General features: G+C 71.0%; 16 protein-coding genes. 7 read left to right on the top strand and 9 right to left on the bottom strand.

Annotated elements, in window-relative coordinates; all coding sequences use genetic code 11:
• A partial coding sequence (gene rpoD, locus ACESL7_RS05220; protein WP_372892145.1) for an RNA polymerase sigma factor RpoD occupies positions 1-678 on the top strand: 678 nt, incomplete at its 5' end.
• Positions 679-718: 40 nt separating this feature from the next.
• A complete protein-coding gene (locus tag ACESL7_RS05215; protein WP_372892143.1) occupies positions 719-1,057 on the top strand; it encodes a hypothetical protein in 339 nt (112 codons plus the stop codon).
• A gap of 101 nt (positions 1,058-1,158) precedes the next feature.
• Here ACESL7_RS05215 and ACESL7_RS05210 read toward each other — a convergent pair whose 3' ends face one another.
• Complete coding sequence (locus ACESL7_RS05210; protein ID WP_372892141.1) at positions 1,159-1,362, bottom strand: dodecin family protein; 204 nt, start codon at positions 1,360-1,362, stop codon at positions 1,159-1,161.
• A gap of 118 nt (positions 1,363-1,480) precedes the next feature.
• On the opposite strand from ACESL7_RS05210, the gene ACESL7_RS05205 reads away from it, so the two are divergent.
• The 4 genes from ACESL7_RS05205 (at position 1,481) to ribD (ending at position 4,101) form a co-directional block, all read left to right on the top strand.
• The gene (locus tag ACESL7_RS05205) at positions 1,481-1,906 is read left to right on the top strand and encodes a hypothetical protein (protein ID WP_372892139.1); all 426 of its coding nucleotides are present in this window, start codon (positions 1,481-1,483) and stop codon (positions 1,904-1,906) included.
• 41 nt (positions 1,907-1,947) lie between these two features.
• A complete protein-coding gene (locus tag ACESL7_RS05200; protein ID WP_372892137.1) occupies positions 1,948-2,370 on the top strand; it encodes a secondary thiamine-phosphate synthase enzyme YjbQ in 423 nt (140 codons plus the stop codon).
• A 163-nt stretch (positions 2,371-2,533) separates the two neighbouring features.
• Complete coding sequence (gene nrdR, locus ACESL7_RS05195; RefSeq protein ID WP_372892135.1) at positions 2,534-3,007, top strand: transcriptional regulator NrdR; 474 nt, start codon at positions 2,534-2,536, stop codon at positions 3,005-3,007.
• Positions 3,004-4,101 carry a bifunctional diaminohydroxyphosphoribosylaminopyrimidine deaminase/5-amino-6-(5-phosphoribosylamino)uracil reductase RibD gene (gene ribD, locus ACESL7_RS05190; RefSeq protein WP_372892133.1) on the top strand — a complete coding sequence of 366 codons (1,098 nt, stop codon included), beginning with the start codon at positions 3,004-3,006 and terminating at the stop codon, positions 4,099-4,101. The genes nrdR and ribD overlap by 4 nt, the downstream gene beginning before the upstream one ends.
• A gap of 209 nt (positions 4,102-4,310) precedes the next feature.
• Here the strand turns inward: ribD and ACESL7_RS05185 are convergent, their stop codons facing one another.
• The 3 genes from ACESL7_RS05185 to ACESL7_RS05175 form a co-directional block, all read right to left on the bottom strand.
• Complete coding sequence (locus ACESL7_RS05185) at positions 4,311-6,350, bottom strand: capsule polysaccharide biogenesis protein (RefSeq protein ID WP_372892131.1); 2,040 nt, start codon at positions 6,348-6,350, stop codon at positions 4,311-4,313.
• Between the two features lie 4 nt (positions 6,351-6,354).
• Positions 6,355-7,500 carry a polysaccharide biosynthesis/export family protein gene (locus tag ACESL7_RS05180; RefSeq protein WP_372892129.1) on the bottom strand — a complete coding sequence of 382 codons (1,146 nt, stop codon included), beginning with the start codon at positions 7,498-7,500 and terminating at the stop codon, positions 6,355-6,357.
• A gap of 96 nt (positions 7,501-7,596) precedes the next feature.
• Positions 7,597-8,889, bottom strand: coding sequence for a capsule polysaccharide biogenesis protein (locus ACESL7_RS05175; RefSeq protein ID WP_372892147.1), 1,293 nt, complete (start codon positions 8,887-8,889; stop codon positions 7,597-7,599).
• Between the two features lie 101 nt (positions 8,890-8,990).
• Between ACESL7_RS05175 and ACESL7_RS05170 the strand changes: the two genes are divergently transcribed.
• The gene (locus tag ACESL7_RS05170) at positions 8,991-9,578 is read left to right on the top strand and encodes a riboflavin synthase (protein WP_372892127.1); all 588 of its coding nucleotides are present in this window, start codon (positions 8,991-8,993) and stop codon (positions 9,576-9,578) included.
• Positions 9,579-9,736: 158 nt separating this feature from the next.
• Here ACESL7_RS05170 and ACESL7_RS05165 read toward each other — a convergent pair whose 3' ends face one another.
• From ACESL7_RS05165 to ACESL7_RS05145, 5 genes are all read right to left on the bottom strand, one after another.
• Positions 9,737-10,999, bottom strand: coding sequence for an FCSD flavin-binding domain-containing protein (locus tag ACESL7_RS05165; RefSeq protein WP_372892125.1), 1,263 nt, complete (start codon positions 10,997-10,999; stop codon positions 9,737-9,739).
• Positions 11,000-11,260: 261 nt separating this feature from the next.
• Entirely contained in the window at positions 11,261-11,980 is a 720-nt protein-coding gene (locus ACESL7_RS05160; RefSeq protein ID WP_372892123.1) for a c-type cytochrome, read from the bottom strand.
• On the bottom strand, positions 11,981-13,177 hold the full coding sequence (locus ACESL7_RS05155) for a c-type cytochrome (RefSeq protein WP_372892121.1): 1,197 nt from the start codon (positions 13,175-13,177) through the stop codon (positions 11,981-11,983). It abuts the gene before it with no gap.
• The gene (gene soxC, locus ACESL7_RS05150) at positions 13,161-14,444 is read right to left on the bottom strand and encodes a sulfite dehydrogenase (protein WP_372892119.1); all 1,284 of its coding nucleotides are present in this window, start codon (positions 14,442-14,444) and stop codon (positions 13,161-13,163) included. The genes ACESL7_RS05155 and soxC overlap by 17 nt, the downstream gene beginning before the upstream one ends.
• A gap of 81 nt (positions 14,445-14,525) precedes the next feature.
• Positions 14,526-15,191: 5'-nucleotidase C-terminal domain-containing protein (locus ACESL7_RS05145; protein WP_372892117.1), on the bottom strand; the 666-nt coding region annotated here is incomplete at its 5' end.

The raw sequence follows: 15,191 nt of genomic DNA, 5'->3' as shown, positions 1-15,191 counted from the left end.
TCCATCGCCAAGAAATACACCAACCGCGGCCTGCAGTTCCTCGACCTCATCCAGGAGGGCAACATCGGCCTGATGAAGGCCGTGGACAAGTTCGAGTATCGCCGCGGCTACAAGTTCTCGACCTACGCGACCTGGTGGATCCGGCAGGCGATCACCCGCTCGATCGCCGATCAGGCGCGCACCATCCGCATCCCCGTGCACATGATCGAGACGATCAACAAGCTGGTGCGCACCTCGCGCCAGATGCTGCACGAGATCGGCCGCGAGCCCACGCCGGAGGAACTGGCCGAGAAGCTGCAGATGCCGCTCGAGAAGGTCCGCAAGGTGATGAAGATCGCCAAGGAGCCGATCTCCCTCGAGACGCCCATCGGCGACGAGGAAGACAGCCAGCTCGGCGATTTCATCGAGGACAAGAACGCGGTGCTGCCGCTCGATGCCGCCATTCAGGACAACCTGCGCGACACGACGACCCGCGTGCTCGCCAGCCTGACGCCCCGCGAGGAGCGCGTGCTGCGCATGCGCTTCGGCATCGGCATGAACACCGACCACACGCTGGAGGAAGTAGGCCAGCAGTTCAGCGTCACCCGCGAGCGCATCCGCCAGATCGAGGCGAAGGCGCTCCGCAAGCTCAAGCACCCCTCGCGGTCCCGCAAGCTGCGGAGTTTCCTCGATCAGTGAGCGGCGCGCGCTTCTGCGGGAGCGGCGGGCGCGGATCGCCGTGCCAGAGGTCAGGACGACCTTCGACACGCTCCTGGATGCGTTCCGGGACGATCACGGATCGAGGTCGATTTCGGCCCGCCCGGCGCCGGGCGCCGGACCCGGGCAGAAGGTGGACGTGCGCTTCGATAAGGACGTAGCACAGGGCTTCGCCTTCATTCCGACGGCAGAGTGGCTGTTGTTTTATGTCCGCAAACCCGAACTGAAGCACGGTCGCCTGTCTCTTGCGACGGTCCGAAAGGCGTTTTCAGATGCGGAGATGAACCCCTCCGGTGAAATCATTTTCCGCATTCGGTCGAGAGCAGAGGCCTTCCACGCGGCGGCGTTGATCTGTTCCTGACGGCGGACGCGATCTTTGCCGCCTGCCTCGGCCGCGGCGCCAGCGCGCCTGAGACAGGCCGGCGATCGGGCCGGCCTGTCGCGCGGGTCGCCAACTGCGGGTCACTTGTCGAGCACGAAGGTCACTTCCATGTTGACGCGGTAGCCGGCGACGTCGCCGTTCTCGACCTCGACGTTGCTGTCCTTGATCCAGGCGCTCTTGACGTTGCGGAGCGACTCGTTCGCCCGCGTGATGCCCTGTTTCACCGCGTCGTCGAAGCTGTGTGGCGAAGTGGCGGAAATCTCGGTGACGCGTGCGACGCTCATGTCGTCCTCCTCTCGGTTGCCTTCACTCGCGGACCAACGTGCAGTCCCGCCGGGCGTTCCCGGCGTACTGGCAGAAACGTGAGTTGAACGTCGCGGTCGCCACTCTACCCTGTCGGTGATGACGGGATATCGACCTCTCCTCGCCGGGCTTGCGCTTGCACTCGTGGCGTCACAGGCCGGTGCGTTTCGCGCTGAAAACGGGCTCGACGTCAATCCGTTGCCGGGGCCGGCCACCTTCGAGGTGATCCAGTCGCGCGGCGCCGGGCCGATGCAGTTCTGGTGCGCCGCGGCGGACTATGCGCGCCGCGAATTGAACGGCGGCGCCTCGGATCGCGTCGTCCTCACGGAACCGCGCCATGCCGCGGCGACCGACCCCCGGCGCGAGGGGGTGAGCTTCCGCCTCGTCGCGCGAGAGGCGCGGCCGGAGACGACGGGCCGCGGTTTCGCCACGGTGCGCGAGGCGGGCGAGACCTACAGCGTCTCGATGGCGGAGAACCTCTGCCGCGTCGATCAACCGGACCGCGGCGACACCTGGACACGGTGAGCCGCCCTTGCGTCGCCGCGCCGGGGCGGTAGCCTTTCGCCATGCAGACGGAATTCACCATCGCCACGCAGGGGCCCGGGTTTCACGACATCACGAGCGCCGTGGCGGCGTGGGTGCAGGGTACGGGGGTGCGGGGCACGGGCCTTCTGACGCTCTTCGTGCGGCATACCTCCTGCTCGCTCCTCGTGCAGGAAAACGCCGATCCCGACGTGCGCCGCGATCTGCAGGACTTCCTCGAACGGATCGCGCCGCGCGCCGACGATCCCTCGATGCGCTGGCTGCGCCACACGACGGAAGGCCCGGACGACATGCCCGCCCATCTGCGTGCCGCGCTCCTGCCCGTATCGCTGTCCATCCCGGTGACCGATGGGCGGCTCGCGCTCGGCACGTGGCAGGGTCTCTATCTCGTGGAGCATCGCGACGCCCCCCACCGCCGCCGCGTGGCGGCGCATCTCTCGCCGTGACGTGACGTGACGGGACGGGCGGCGCGGTGCGGCATGTGCGCCGCACCCCGACGGGGTGAATATCTTGTTGCCGGGATTTGGGGCTACCCGCGATCTCGCGGTCGCCCTATAGTGGTAGCGGCCGGCCGGGCCACCGGCCGGAGACAGCGATGGGGGGACGGCGATGCGCTGCCCGTTCTGCGGCAATGTCGACACGCAGGTGAAGGATTCGCGCCCGGCGGAGGATCACGTCGCGATCCGGCGCCGGCGGTTCTGCCCGGCCTGCGGCGGGCGGTTCACCACCTACGAGCGGGTGCAGCTCCGCGATCTCGTGGTGGTCAAGTCGAACGGCCGGCGCGAGGATTTCGACCGCGACAAGCTGGAGCGCTCGATCCGCATCGCGCTCCAGAAGCGCCCGGTCGAGCCCGAGCGGGTGGACCAGATGATCTCCGGCATCGTGCGCCGCCTCGAAAGCCTCGGCGACACGGACATCCCCTCCAAGACCATCGGCGAGATCGTCATGGAGAGCCTCGCGCGGATCGATACCGTCGCCTATGTCCGCTTCGCCTCCGTCTACAAGAACTTCCAGGCCGTCGAGGACTTCGAGGACTTCGTCTCGGAACTGCGGCCCCGGTCGCCGGCCGACCCGGGCGAATGACCGAGGAGGACGACGCCCGCTGGATGCGGGTGGCGCTGACGCTCGGCCGCCGCGGGCGTGGCCGGGTGTGGCCGAACCCTGCGGTCGGCTGCGTCATCGTCAAGGAGGGCCGGGTGATCGGCCGCGGCTGGACCCGGCCGGGGGGACGCCCGCACGCCGAAGCGGTGGCGCTCGCGCAGGCCGGCGCCGCGGCGCAGGGTGCGACCGCCTACGTCACGCTGGAGCCCTGCGCGCACCACGGAGAGACGCCGCCCTGTGCCGGGGCCCTCGCGGGGGCAGGCGTGCGCCGCGTGGTCGCTCCGTTCGCGGACAGCGACCCGCGTGTGGCCGGGCGCGGGTTCGACCGCTTGCGCCGCGCGGGCGTTGCGGTGACGAGCGGGGTCATGGCCGACGCCGCGGCGGAGGATCACGCCGGGTTCTTCCTGCGGGTGGAGCAGGGCCGCCCGCAGGTGACGCTCAAGCTCGCGCTCACGCTCGATGGCCGCATCGCCACGGCCTCCGGCGAGAGCCGCTGGATCACCGGGGAGGCGGCGCGGCGCGAGGTCCATGGCCTTCGCGCGCGCCACGACGCGGTGATGGTGGGCGCCGGCACCGCGCGCGCCGACGACCCGTCGCTCACCGTGCGCGGCCTTGGCGTCGACCATCAGCCGGTACGCGTCGCCGTCTCCCGCCGGCTGGATATCCCGCTCATGGGGCGGCTCGCGCGCACGGCGCGGGAGGTGCCCGTCTGGCTCTGCCACGGGCCCGAGGTCGGCGCGGAGTCCGTCGCGGCGTGGCAGGGCCTGGGGGCGCGGCTCCTGCCCTGTCCGGTGGCCGACGGGCAGCTCGACCCCGCCGGCGTCCTGCAGGCGCTTGGCGCGGCGGGGCTGACGCGGGTCTTCTGCGAGGGCGGCGGCGCGCTCGCCGCGGCGCTCCTCGGCGCGGATCTCGTCGACGAACTCGTGGTGATGAGCGCCGGGCTCGCCCTCGGCGCGGAGGGGCGGCCGGCGCTGGGCGCGCTCGGCCTCGACCGGTTGACCGAGGCGCCGCGCTTCCGTCTCGTGGAGACGCGGGCGCTCGGGGGCGACGTGCTGCACCGCTGGCGCCGGGGGTGAGCGGAGGGGGCGCTGCCCCCTCTTGGCCTGACGGCCAATTCACCCCCGGAGTATTTGCGCCAAGATGATGGGGCGGTGACGGGCCTGCCGTTGCGGTACGGCGGCTCGCGGGGGGCTCCGTCGGCCGGGGCCGGCGGCGGCCTGCCGGGGGAGGTGGCGTGGACGCTTGGACGCGAGCCCGTGGCGCGGGCCTGTGGCGCGCGCCGGTGTCAGCGCCAGAGGTGGGCCTGTCCGGCGAAGAGGCCCTGGAGTTTCGCCAGCGCGCGGTTGGCCGCGCCGGGGCGGGGCAGGGGGCCGCAGGCGAGGCGCGCGGCGGCGACCTCCGGCGGGCAGGGGCGGCCGGTGACCGGGTCGCGGTAGCGCGGATAGGCGATGAGCGCCGCGTGCACGAGCCCCGCCAGATCGACGCCCGCGCGGCGCCGCGCGGGCACGGGGCCGAGGTCCCGGGTGAGCCCCCAGCCCGCGTAGAAGGGGGCGCCGAGGGTTGTCACCGGCACGCCGCGCAGGAGCGCCTCGAAGCCGAGGAGCGAGGTCATGGTCCAGACCGCGTCCACCTCGGCGAGGAGCGCGGCCGGATCGGCACGGGCCACCACCGCGTCGGCGTGACGGAGCGCGTCCGCCTCCGGGACGGCGCCGGGGCGCAGCCCGGCCTCGACGTCCGGGTGAGGCTTGTAAAGGATGACCGCCCCCGGGTTGGCGGCGCGCGTGGTCTCGAGAAGCGCGCGGTTCGTGGCCACCTCGCCGGCGCCGAGGCGGATGGAGGCGTCGTCCTCCACCTGCCCGGGGACGAGGATGCGCCGGCCGCAGGGCAGCTCGGGGCGCGCGCCGGCGAGGTTGTATTTCGTGACGCCGGCCGCGACGAGGAAACGCGCCAGCGCCTCGGCGCGGGCGCGCTGGCCGGGGCGCAGGCCGGCCGCCGCGGCGATCAGGCGCTCGAGGCGGCTTTCCCGGGTCGGGTCGTAGTAGATGCCGAGATCGTCGAAGACGAGGCTGAGCGGCGGCACCAGCTCGGCGCCGAGGCCGCGCGAGCGCAGGAAGCCGTCCTCCACGCGCACGGCGTCGGCGGGCGCCGCCGCGGCCGTCGCGGCCCAGACCATGAGGCGCCGGCCGTCGCCCGTGGCGCGGGCCGCCGCGCGGGCCGGGCGGTCCTCGAAGACGAGGCCGCGGTGCCGGCCCGCGAAGCGCTGGAGCGGCGCGCGTTTCCAGAGGCGCATGCCTGTCGCCACCCAGCCGTGCCGATCCTCGCGCCAGGCGCGCGCCTCCGCCTCGAGCGTGCCGAGCGCCTCTTCGAAGCTGGCGAGGCGGTCGCGGTACGGGTCGTACCACGTGGGATAGAGGATCATCGCCGCGGCGAAGAGTTGTGCCCGCGTCAGCCGCCGGGTCCGGCGCGCCGGCGCGGCCTCGTCCTGGGTCAGGCCCCAGCCGGCGTAGAACGGCTGGCCGAAGACCCGCGGGCGGTGGCCGGCGAGGATCGCCTCGAAGCCCATCTGCGAGGAGACCGTGTAGACCGCGACCGCGCCCTCGAGAAGCCGCCAGGGCGAGTGCCGCCCGGCAATGAGCGCGACGCGGCCGGCCGCGTCCTCCGGGCCGAAATGCCCGGGGCGGTGGCCGCCCGCGGTTTCGGGGTGCGTGCGGATCAGGATGCGCGCGCCGGGGTGCTCTTCGCAGGCGCGCGCCAGCATCTCGCGGAAGCGGGCAGGCCCGGCGCCGGAGGCCCTGACCGACGCGTCGCCGCGCGTCTGGTCGATGACGAGGACGTAGCCCGGCGCGGGCGGCTCCAGCTCCGGGTCGACGGCGGCGTATTTCGTCAGATGCGCCTCTGCCATGCGCGCGATCCCCTCGCGGGCGCGGTCGAGGAGCGCGGTGTCGTCGAGCGGGTGCGTGGCGAGCAGGTGCTCGAGGTCCGAGGGCGCGCGGCCGTCGAAATGCACGCCGCGGGTATCCAGCAGGAGGCCGAGCGGTGCCTCGCCGCGCGCGCGGGCCGGAAAGAGCGAGCGCAGGAAGGCATCCTCGACGCGCAGCAGCGGCGCGCCGCGGCGCGCGGCGATCCGCTCGCCGCGCCAGGCGGTCGGGCTCTGCCCCCAGACGCCGACCATGTCGCCCGCGCGCGGCAGGCCGAGCGCGATGCGGTATCCCGCGAGGGCGAGGATGCGGCGCAGGCGAGGCTGCGCGAGAAAGCCGCCGGTGTAGACACGAAGACGCCGGGGGCCCTCGCCCCCGGCGTCCGTGCCCGCCGTATGGCGGGTCATGCGATCACTCGTCGCCGCTGATCGCGGACGCGGCGCTGTCGACCGTGGAGACGGTGCCGAGCGTGCCGGTGATGGCCGAGATCACCCGGCTCCATTGCGTGAAGGGCGCTTCGGTGACGTAGAGCGTGTCGCCGTCCCGGATCAGGAAATCCCGCGCGAGGAACATGCCGTTCGGCTGCGTCAGGTCGAGGACGTAGATGACGCGCTGTGCCCCGACGAGGTCGTCGCGGCCGAGCACCTGCTGCGCGATCTCCTCGGGTTCGTTGCGGAACACGAAGACGCCCGTCGGATCCGCCGCGGCGCTCTGCAGGCCGCCGACGCGCGCGATGGCCTCGACCGCGGAGAGCGTCTGCATCTCGAAGGGCACCTGTGCCTGTGTGCCGGTGGCCCCGAGCACGGTGAAGGCGCGGCTGTCCTCCTCGATCAGGATGCGGTCATTGTCGCGCAGCGCGATGTCGAAGCGCGGGTGGTCGAAGAGATCCTCGAACCAGACCGTCTCGCGCGCGTCGCCGCGCACCACGGTAACCTGCGCCACCTCGGGCGGGATCGCGACACCGCCGGCGGCCGAGAGCATGGCCGACAGGGTCCGCGTGGGCCGCTCGATCGGATAGACGCCGGGCCCGCCGGTGGCACCGGAGATCGACACCGTGGCGCCATCGCCCGCGAGGCGGCGGACCTCCACCTGCGGATCCGGCGTCTGATCCGACAGGCGGTCGGTCACGACGCGGCGCACGGCTTCGGGCGTGTTGCCGGCGGCGCGGATACGCCCGGCGTAGGGCACGAAGATGAAGCCGGAGCCGTCCACCTGCACCTCCTCGAGGACGGTGGAATTCGTCGCCTCGCCGGTCAGCAGCCCTTCGTCGACGTTCTCCCAGATGGTGAGACCGAGCGTGTCGCCGGGCCGGATCGTGTCCGAGCCGAGGACGCCCGCCGACTTGAACGCCTCCGAAAAGCCGAGGGCCGGCTGCACGGCGGTCGCCTGGGTGACGCGGTCGTTCACGCTGAGGACGAAGGCGTCGCCTTCGTTCATCACCGATCCGGCGAAGATCTCGCGTTTCGTGGGGCCGCCGCGCGGCAGGCCGCAACCCGCCACGAGCGTGGCGACCAGCAGCAGGGCGACGGGGCGCGCCCAGCGATGATGGGAAGTCACTGCTCGGTCTCCCTCGACCTTGTTATATCCTGCCTCGGTTTTTTCCCATTGTTATCCGAAACACGGGCGCGACGCCAGTGCCGAGCGATTCGGCCCTCAGGTCACCGCGCGCAACTGTTGCCGCGGCGCCGCGGTCCCCGCCTTCAGCGCGTCGTAGGGATCCTCGGGGGCGAGGATCATGTCCACCACCTGTCGCAGGAGCTGACGCCGGCCGCGGGCGGAGTAGTAGCCGCCCGGCACCTGGCTCGTCTCCAGAAGGTAGCGGCGGAATTCCCTGTAGGCGCGTGCGTCGGGGCGCACGGGCCGGCGGAAGAAGGCGGGGAGGGGCTGATCCGAGACGAACTCGGGCTTGGCATAGACCGCCTTGCCGAAGCAGCGCAGCGGAATGCCCCGCCAGAGCGCCTGCTGCCCTGCGGTCGAGTTCACCGTGACGACGCTGCGTGCCTCGTCGAGGAGCCGGGCGAGCTTGCCGCCGCGCACATAGTGCACGCGCTCGGCGATCCCGTGCGCCCGGGCGATCCGGGCGAGCGTGCGCCGCACCGGCACGCGCCCGTCCTCGAGCGGGTGGTCCTTGACCACGAGGTGGTGATGGCGGGGCGCGCCTTCAGCGAAGCCGGCCAGCGCGAGCTCGAGGAATTCCTCGGTCGTGGCGAAGGGCGAGTGGCTCTGGAAGGCGCTGTCGTGTTCGAGCTGAAGAAGCACCAGGTGATAGGGGAAGCCCCCGCCGCGCACGCGCCGCGTCGCCAGCGCCCGTTCGGCGCGCAGCGCGGGCATGAGCAGGAGCCGCTTCAGCCAGAGGCGGAATTCCTGCCCGACGTCCAGCGCGCGATGCGGGCGGAAGCGCCGGTAGGCACCGTTCCGCATCAGCACGTGGAAGTGATAGAGCGCGCCGTAGAAGACATGCTGGCGCGTGTCGCCCCAGTGCGCGGGGGGCAGGGGGTCGTCCGGGTCCGAGAGCGCGAGCGCGGCCTGCATCTCCGCCACGCGCGTTGCCATCAGGCGCGAGTTGCCGTTGGAGCCGCCGCGCTCGTAGGTCACCCACCAGGGCCGGAGATAGCCCTCCTCGAAGACGTGCACGGTGACGCCGCGCGCCTGTGCCGCGGCCACGGCGGCGGCATGCACCGGCCGCGTGTCGCCGTAAAGCACGATATCGGTCACGCCCTTCTCGGCGAGCAGCGCCGCGAGCCGCGCCGGCCAGTCCGGGACCGTGCCGCGATAGGGGATGTAGCGCGTGCCGTCGGACCAGAAGGCCGCGTCGCCCGCGTTGAAGCCGACGCGCCAGACCTCGGCCCCCGCACGGCGCAGCATCCGGCCGAGCGCGTCGAAGAAGGGCCCGTGCGGCCCCTGGAGGAAGAGAAAGATCCTGTCCGCCCCGGTCGCGGTGGTCATCATGCGCATCGCCCTTACATCTGCCGCGGTGCTTAAGATATGACTAGGCCGAAATTATGACCGCGCACCGGTTTCCCGGTGCGCACGAGAGGGAGCAGGGCATGTTCACGGGCATCGTCACCGATCTGGGCGAGATCCGCAGCCTCGAGCGGCGGGGCGACACGCGCGCCCGCATCGCCACGGGCTACGACACGGGCACCATCGAGATCGGCGCCTCCATCGCCTGCAACGGCGTCTGCCTGACGGTGGTCGCGCTCGGGCCCGACTGGTTCGAGGTGGATTACTCGGCCGAGACGCTCTCGAAGACGAACCTCGGCCACTGGGCGCCGGGCGTGCGCGTCAACCTCGAACGCGCGCTCAAGGTGGGCGACGAACTCGGCGGGCACATCGTCTCCGGGCATGTCGACGGCGTGGCGGAGGTTGTGGGGGTCGCCGCAGAGGGCGACAGCACCCGCGTGACCTTCCGCGCGCCGGAGGCGCTGGCGAAATATATCGCGCCCAAGGGCTCGGTGGCGCTCGACGGGACGTCGCTGACCGTGAACGAGGTCGCGGGGCGCGACTTCGGCGTGAACTTCATCCCGCATACCAAGGATGTGACCACCTGGGGCAGCGTGGCGGTGGGCGACGCGGTCAACCTCGAGGTGGACACGCTCGCGCGCTACGTGGCGAGGCTCGCCGAGGCGGGCTGAGGCGCGCACGGCCGGCCGGGGCAGGGGGGCTGTCTGCCCCCCTCTTGGCCGTCGGCCAATTCACCCCCCGAGAGTATTTGGGCCAAGATGATGGAACGACGCCCGCGGCCGGGGGACGTGGATGCCGGGGCGTCCGGCGGGGCGTGGCCGGCCGTGTCTCATCCGAACATGTCGCTGGTGATGCCGGAATACCAGCCGAGGCTTTCCTCGTAGGTCTGCCGGCGCAGCGCCGCGTCCTCCCCGGTCTGGCTGATGAAGGAGGAGACGGAGGCGATCTTCTCCTCCGTGGGCTCGTAGGAGGCGCCGACCTTCACGCCGTCCTCGGTGGCGATCAGCGACCAGCAGGTGTTGGTGTAGCGCGCCGGGAAGACGGCGCTGCCGGTGAGCTCGCCCCGGATCGCCATGGCGGCGACCTTGGCCTGGCTGTTGGCGGAATACCCCGATTTCGGCATGTCGCCCTGGCTCGTCGCGTCGCCCAGCACCCAGACGTTGGGGTCCATCGTCGAGCGCATGCTGTCGGGCTCCACCGGCGCCCAGTTCCCCTCGGTCAGCCCTGCCTGACGGGCGATGCGACCGGCCTGTTGCGCCGGGATCACGTTGCAGACGTCCACCTTCTCGACCATGCCGTCGATCGTGACGGTCATCGCGGCGGGGTCGACCTCGACCTTGTCGCCGCCGAAATCGGGGCCGATGCGGTCGATCATGCCCGAGTAGTGCTTCTGCCAGCCTTCCTCGAAGAGCGCCTGCTTGGAGAAGGTCTGTTTCGGGTCCACGATCAGGATCTTGGCGGTCGGGTTCACCTGGGCGAGCGCATGGGCGACCATCGAGATCCGCTCGTAGGGCCCCGGCGGGCAGCGGTAGGGGTTGGGCGGCGCGACCATGGCGTAGCGCCCGCCCTCGGGCATCGACATGACCTGTGCCTTCAGAAGCTCGGCCTGCGTGCCGCCCTTGTAGGCGTGCGGCATGGCGTCCTGGTCGTCCACGCTCCAGCCCGGGACGGCGCCCTCGACGAAGTCGATGCCGGGCGAGACCACGAGGCGGTCGTAGGCGAGCGCCCCCCCGCTCGCGAGCGTGACGCTTCGCGCGTCGCGGTCCACGCCGGTGACCCAGTCGTGGACCACGTTGATGCCGTAGTCCGCGGCGAGGGTGCCGTAGCCGTGGCCGAGGTCGTCCATCTCCTGGAAGCCGCCGATGTAGAGGTTCGAGAAGAAGCAGGTGTAGTAGGTGCGCGTGGGCTCGATCAGCGTGACGTCGATGGCGCCCTCGCTGTCCTTGGCGATGTAGCGCGCGGCGGTGGCGCCGCCGCAGCCGCCGCCCACGACGACGACGCGGGGCCGTCCCTGTGCGCGGACCATGGGCGTGGCGAGCGATGCCGCCGCGGCCGCCGTCGTTCCGATGAAGGTGCGTCGGTCGAGTGTCATGTCTCCTCCCTTTCTCGCGCGGGGTCGGGCCCGCGTCGTTTTTTACGTTGCGTCATGATCGTGCCCCGTCTTTGCCTCGCGGTCCAGAGTTTCCCGCCCGGACGGGGGCGGCGCAACCGGGGGCAGAGGCATGGGCCCGTGCCGGTGGAACGCGTGGTCTGCGGGATGTGCGGCCTGCCGGACCGGCGTCCGCGCCGGCCTGTCCGGGCCCGGCCGGTGTCACGGAGCGTGCGGCGAAAAAAGGACGCCGGCGCGCCGGGGCTACTCGATGCGCGCGAAATACGCGGCGAGCGCCGCGATCTCCTCGTCGGAGAGGCGCTTGGCCATCATCTGCATCACCGGGTGCGGGCGGATTTCCTGCCGGTAGGCATGCATGGCGACGACGAAATTCTCCTCCGGCCAGTTGGTGATGGAGGGGATGCCGTCGCTCGCCCCGTCGCGCCGGTGGCAGCTGGTGCATTCGGCCGAGAGGTATTCGCCGTAGGCGGGGTCGCCCGCGATCTCGAGCACCTCGGACGGCAGGTCGACCTCGCGCAGGACGGCCGTGGGCTCGGCCTCGGGGATGTTGGCGGGGCTCGCCGAGAAGCGGCGGAGGTAGGCGAGGAGATCGCCGCGATCCTCCGCACGCTCCATGCCCGGATAGGCCATGCGCGTGCGCGAGACCAGCGCGCGCGGGTTCTCGATGTAGGCGTCCAGCGTCGCGAGCGTCCAGGTGAGCCCGTCGGCGCCCATGCGCGCGAGGCCCTCGGAGTAGGGGAACCCCTCGATCGCGCCCGCGCGGCGGCCGAAGATGTCGTTGAGATGCGGGCCGATGCGGTTCTCGGCGTCAGGGCCCACCTGGTGGCAGCCGACGCAGTCGGTGTAGAGCGCCGCGCCGCGCTCGGCGTCGCCGATGGCCGTTGCCTCTTCAGACGCGACGGCGGCGCCCCCGGGGAGCGCCGCCGCCATGATCACGGCGATCTGGGCCGTGATCCGCACCATCTAGTTCGCCTGATAGGTCTTGAGGTACTCGACCACGGCCGCGACATCCTCGTCGCTGCGCAGGCCGTTGAAGGACATGATCGTGCCCTGCACGTAGTCGCGCGGCTTCTCGAGAAACTCCGCGAGCGTCTCTTCGTCCCACACCATGCCGTCTTCGCCCATCTCCGCCATGGTGGCAGAGTAGCGGAACCCGTCGATTCCGCCCATAGGCCGATCGAAAAGATCGTTGAGATGCGGGCCGACGCGGTTCTGCGCACCGTCGCCGACCATGTGGCAGGCCCTGCACTGGCGGAAGACACCCTCGCCGTCCTCGGCGAGCGCCATGTCGATCTGCATGCCGTCGCCACTCTCGGACGCGGGTGCCGACGCCTCGACGGGCTCGGCGGATGCCTCTTCGGTGGCCTCTGCCTCCGCCTCCGCCTCGTCCTCCGGCGTCACGTCGAGGATCGTGGCGCGCATGGTGACCTCCACCTCGTCCTTGCAGTTTTCCATGCAGGGCTCGGTGCGCCACTCGGCGTATTCGGTCTCCGGGCGGTCGTCGACGATGAAGTTGCCGGCGTTGGGAAGTTCCACCTCGGCGAAGTTCTCGTCCGACAGGACGAAGTCGTCCTCCACGAGGAAGTTGGAGTAGAGGATGTAGGCCGTGATGGCGTAGACCTCGTCGTCCGAGAGGCTCTGCGCCGCGCCGTAGGGCATCGAGCGGTGCACGTAGTCCCAGACCGTCGAGAGATAGGGCCAGTAGCTGCCCACCGTCTTGACCGGGTCCTCGTCGGCAAGCGTGCCGTCGCCGCCCGCGAGCGGCGGCCAGTTGCCGACGCCTTCCGCGAACTCGCCGTGACAGACGGCGCAGTTCTGCGAGAAGAGCATCTCGCCGTCGAGGACGGAGCCCGATCCCTCCGGCAGGCCGGAGCCGTCGGGCATGATGTTGACGTCCCAGGCCGAGACCTCCTCGGGGAGGGCCTCGCGGCCGAGGCCGTAGACCGCCCCGGCGCCTTCGGCTTCCGCGTTCGCCGCCGCGACCAGGCCGCCGCCGGCCTCGGGCTCGGGCGCGCGCGCCTCGAACATCGGGTCCGGCCCGGAGAGCGCCGCCCGCTCGGGAAAGGTGGTCACGTTGCGGTCGGCGAAGTTGTAGGCCGCCGTCAGCACAACGGCGACGCCGAGGGCCGAACCGCCGTAGAGCTTAAGAGACTTCGACATTTTCGGCCTCTCCGTTCGTCTTGACGTGCCAGGTCTGGATGGCGTTGTTGTGATAGATCGAGTTCAGGCCGCGCACCTCGCGGAGCTGCGCCTTGGTGGGCTGGACGTAGCCCGTCTCGTCGACCGCGCGGGACTGGAGGAGCATCTCCTCGCCCTCCCAGGTCGTGTCGAGGTAGAAGCGCGCGACGGCCTTGGGGTCGCCCGGCTGCGCGAGGCGCGCGGTCTCCCAGGTCCTGCCGCCGTCCTTGGAGACGTCGACGCGGGTGATCGCCCCGTGGCCCGACCAGGCGAGGCCGGTGATCACCAGCGGCCCGGCCCCGTGGGAGATCGGCGCCTGCGGCGAGGGCGAGGTGATGACCGACTTCGCGTCCATCTCCCAGGTCCACTTGCGCGCGGTGCCGTCCTCGAGGACGTCGGTATATTTCGAGGTTTCCTCGCGGCTCTCGGTGGGGCCGTCGGAGACCTCCACGCGGCGCAGCCACTTCACCCACATGTTGCCTTCCCAGCCCGGCACGACGAGGCGCACGGGATAGCCGTGCTCCTTGCGCAGCGCCTCGCCGTTGGCCTTGAAGGCGACGAGGCAGTCGTCCATCGCCTTCGACATCGGGATCGACCGGCCGTTCGAGGAGGCGTCGTGCCCCTCGACGAAGATCCACTTGTCCTCGAGATCGCCCGCCGCGTCGAGGCCGGCCTCCTGCAGGAGCGTACGCAGCGGCACGCCGGTGTATTCCATGTTGTGGATCATGCCGTGCGTGAACTGTGCGCCGTTCAGCTGCGCGCCGGCCCATTCCATGCCCGAGTTCGCCGCGCATTCGCAGAAATAGACGTGCTGCTCGCGCGGGAAGCGTTCGAGGTCGGCGTAGGAGAAGACCAGCGGCCGGTCGACGAGGCCGTTGATCATCAGACGGTAGTCCTCCTTGCGCATCTCGATGGCGCCGGAGTGGTGGCGCTCGAAGGCGCAGCCCTGCGGCGTGATCGTCCCGTCGAGCGCGTGGATCGGCGTGAAGTTGATCGAGCTGATCGTGTCCGCGGTCAGCCATTCGACATTGCGGCGCACCACGTGATCCTCGAACTCGATCGGCATGCCGTAAGGCGTGGCATCAACGCCCTCGCCGAGGCCGGTGGCCCATGGCTGAAGCTCGGTGATGTTCGGATCCGGCGTCGCGGCCCCGCTGGCCGAGGCGGCGACCGCGCCGGCGCCGGCGGCCGCCGCACCGGACAGGAACTGCCGGCGCGAGGGTGTCGGTCCCTTGAAGCTCTGCGTCATTTCTCTGCGTCTCCCTTCAGATCATCGAATTCGCTTTCGTGAATTCGATGGGCGGACTGCGGCCCCGCGAGGGCGGGCGTCTCAGACGCCCGTCACCTCGACGGAGGTGTTCGGCTCCATCCTGATGGCGCCCTTCTGGCGGATGTGATCCTCCACCACGTCCCAGATCTGCGGCCCCTCGGTATCCTCGTTCACGCTTGCCCAGCCGGCGACGACATAGGAGCGCGCGGGGTCGATGGACTCACCGCTTTCGAGAAGCGTCATCTCCGAGATGCGCTCGCCCGCGGGCGCGGTCACGTCGATCCGGTAGCCGAGGCCGCCCATGCGCACCATGTCGCCCCCCTGCTGGTAATAGGGGTCGGGGTTGAAGATGTTGTCGGCCACATCCTCCAGCACGACCTTGAGGAACTCGCCGGTCATCTCGGTGCGGTAGGCGCGGCCGTAGGTCATCGAGGTGACGTTCCAGATGTCCTCGCGGGTGATGTCCTGGCCCGGGATCAGCGAGGGGCCCCAGCGCACGCCCGGCGACATGGCGATCTCGGCGTCGCGCTGCTCGATCAGCGCCTCGCAGATCAGGTCGTCCCAGGTGCCGTTGAAGTTGCCGCGCCGGTAGAGGAGGCTCTCGGTCTTGCCGATCACCTCGGAGAGCTCCGCCTCGAAGGGCGCGCGCTCGGCGTCGATGGCCTCGGCGACCTCCGGGTCGGGGTCGATCACGTCCGAGAAGATCGGGATCAGCTTGTGGCGGAA

Origin of the sequence: Rhodosalinus sp., assembly GCF_041685465.1 — a bacterium.
In the GTDB taxonomy this organism is placed as follows: Bacteria; Pseudomonadota; Alphaproteobacteria; order Rhodobacterales; family Rhodobacteraceae; genus Rhodosalinus.
This window is presented reverse-complemented; position numbering and strand designations above follow the sequence as displayed.

What these genes read in the sequence shown, in the direction of transcription:
- ACESL7_RS05210 (WP_372892141.1), bottom strand. Translation starts at nt 1,362, where the DNA reads ATGAGCGTCGCACGCGTCACCGAGATTTCCGCCACTTCGCCACACAGC.
- ACESL7_RS05205 (WP_372892139.1), top strand. Translation starts at nt 1,481, where the DNA reads ATGACGGGATATCGACCTCTCCTCGCCGGGCTTGCGCTTGCACTCGTG.
- ACESL7_RS05200 (WP_372892137.1), top strand. Translation starts at nt 1,948, where the DNA reads ATGCAGACGGAATTCACCATCGCCACGCAGGGGCCCGGGTTTCACGAC.
- nrdR (WP_372892135.1), top strand. Translation starts at nt 2,534, where the DNA reads ATGCGCTGCCCGTTCTGCGGCAATGTCGACACGCAGGTGAAGGATTCG.
- ribD (WP_372892133.1), top strand. Translation starts at nt 3,004, where the DNA reads ATGACCGAGGAGGACGACGCCCGCTGGATGCGGGTGGCGCTGACGCTC.
- ACESL7_RS05185 (WP_372892131.1), bottom strand. Translation starts at nt 6,350, where the DNA reads ATGACCCGCCATACGGCGGGCACGGACGCCGGGGGCGAGGGCCCCCGG.
- ACESL7_RS05175 (WP_372892147.1), bottom strand. Translation starts at nt 8,889, where the DNA reads ATGACCACCGCGACCGGGGCGGACAGGATCTTTCTCTTCCTCCAGGGG.
- ACESL7_RS05170 (WP_372892127.1), top strand. Translation starts at nt 8,991, where the DNA reads ATGTTCACGGGCATCGTCACCGATCTGGGCGAGATCCGCAGCCTCGAG.
- ACESL7_RS05165 (WP_372892125.1), bottom strand. Translation starts at nt 10,999, where the DNA reads ATGACACTCGACCGACGCACCTTCATCGGAACGACGGCGGCCGCGGCG.
- ACESL7_RS05160 (WP_372892123.1), bottom strand. Translation starts at nt 11,980, where the DNA reads ATGGTGCGGATCACGGCCCAGATCGCCGTGATCATGGCGGCGGCGCTC.
- ACESL7_RS05155 (WP_372892121.1), bottom strand. Translation starts at nt 13,177, where the DNA reads ATGTCGAAGTCTCTTAAGCTCTACGGCGGTTCGGCCCTCGGCGTCGCC.
- soxC (WP_372892119.1), bottom strand. Translation starts at nt 14,444, where the DNA reads ATGACGCAGAGCTTCAAGGGACCGACACCCTCGCGCCGGCAGTTCCTG.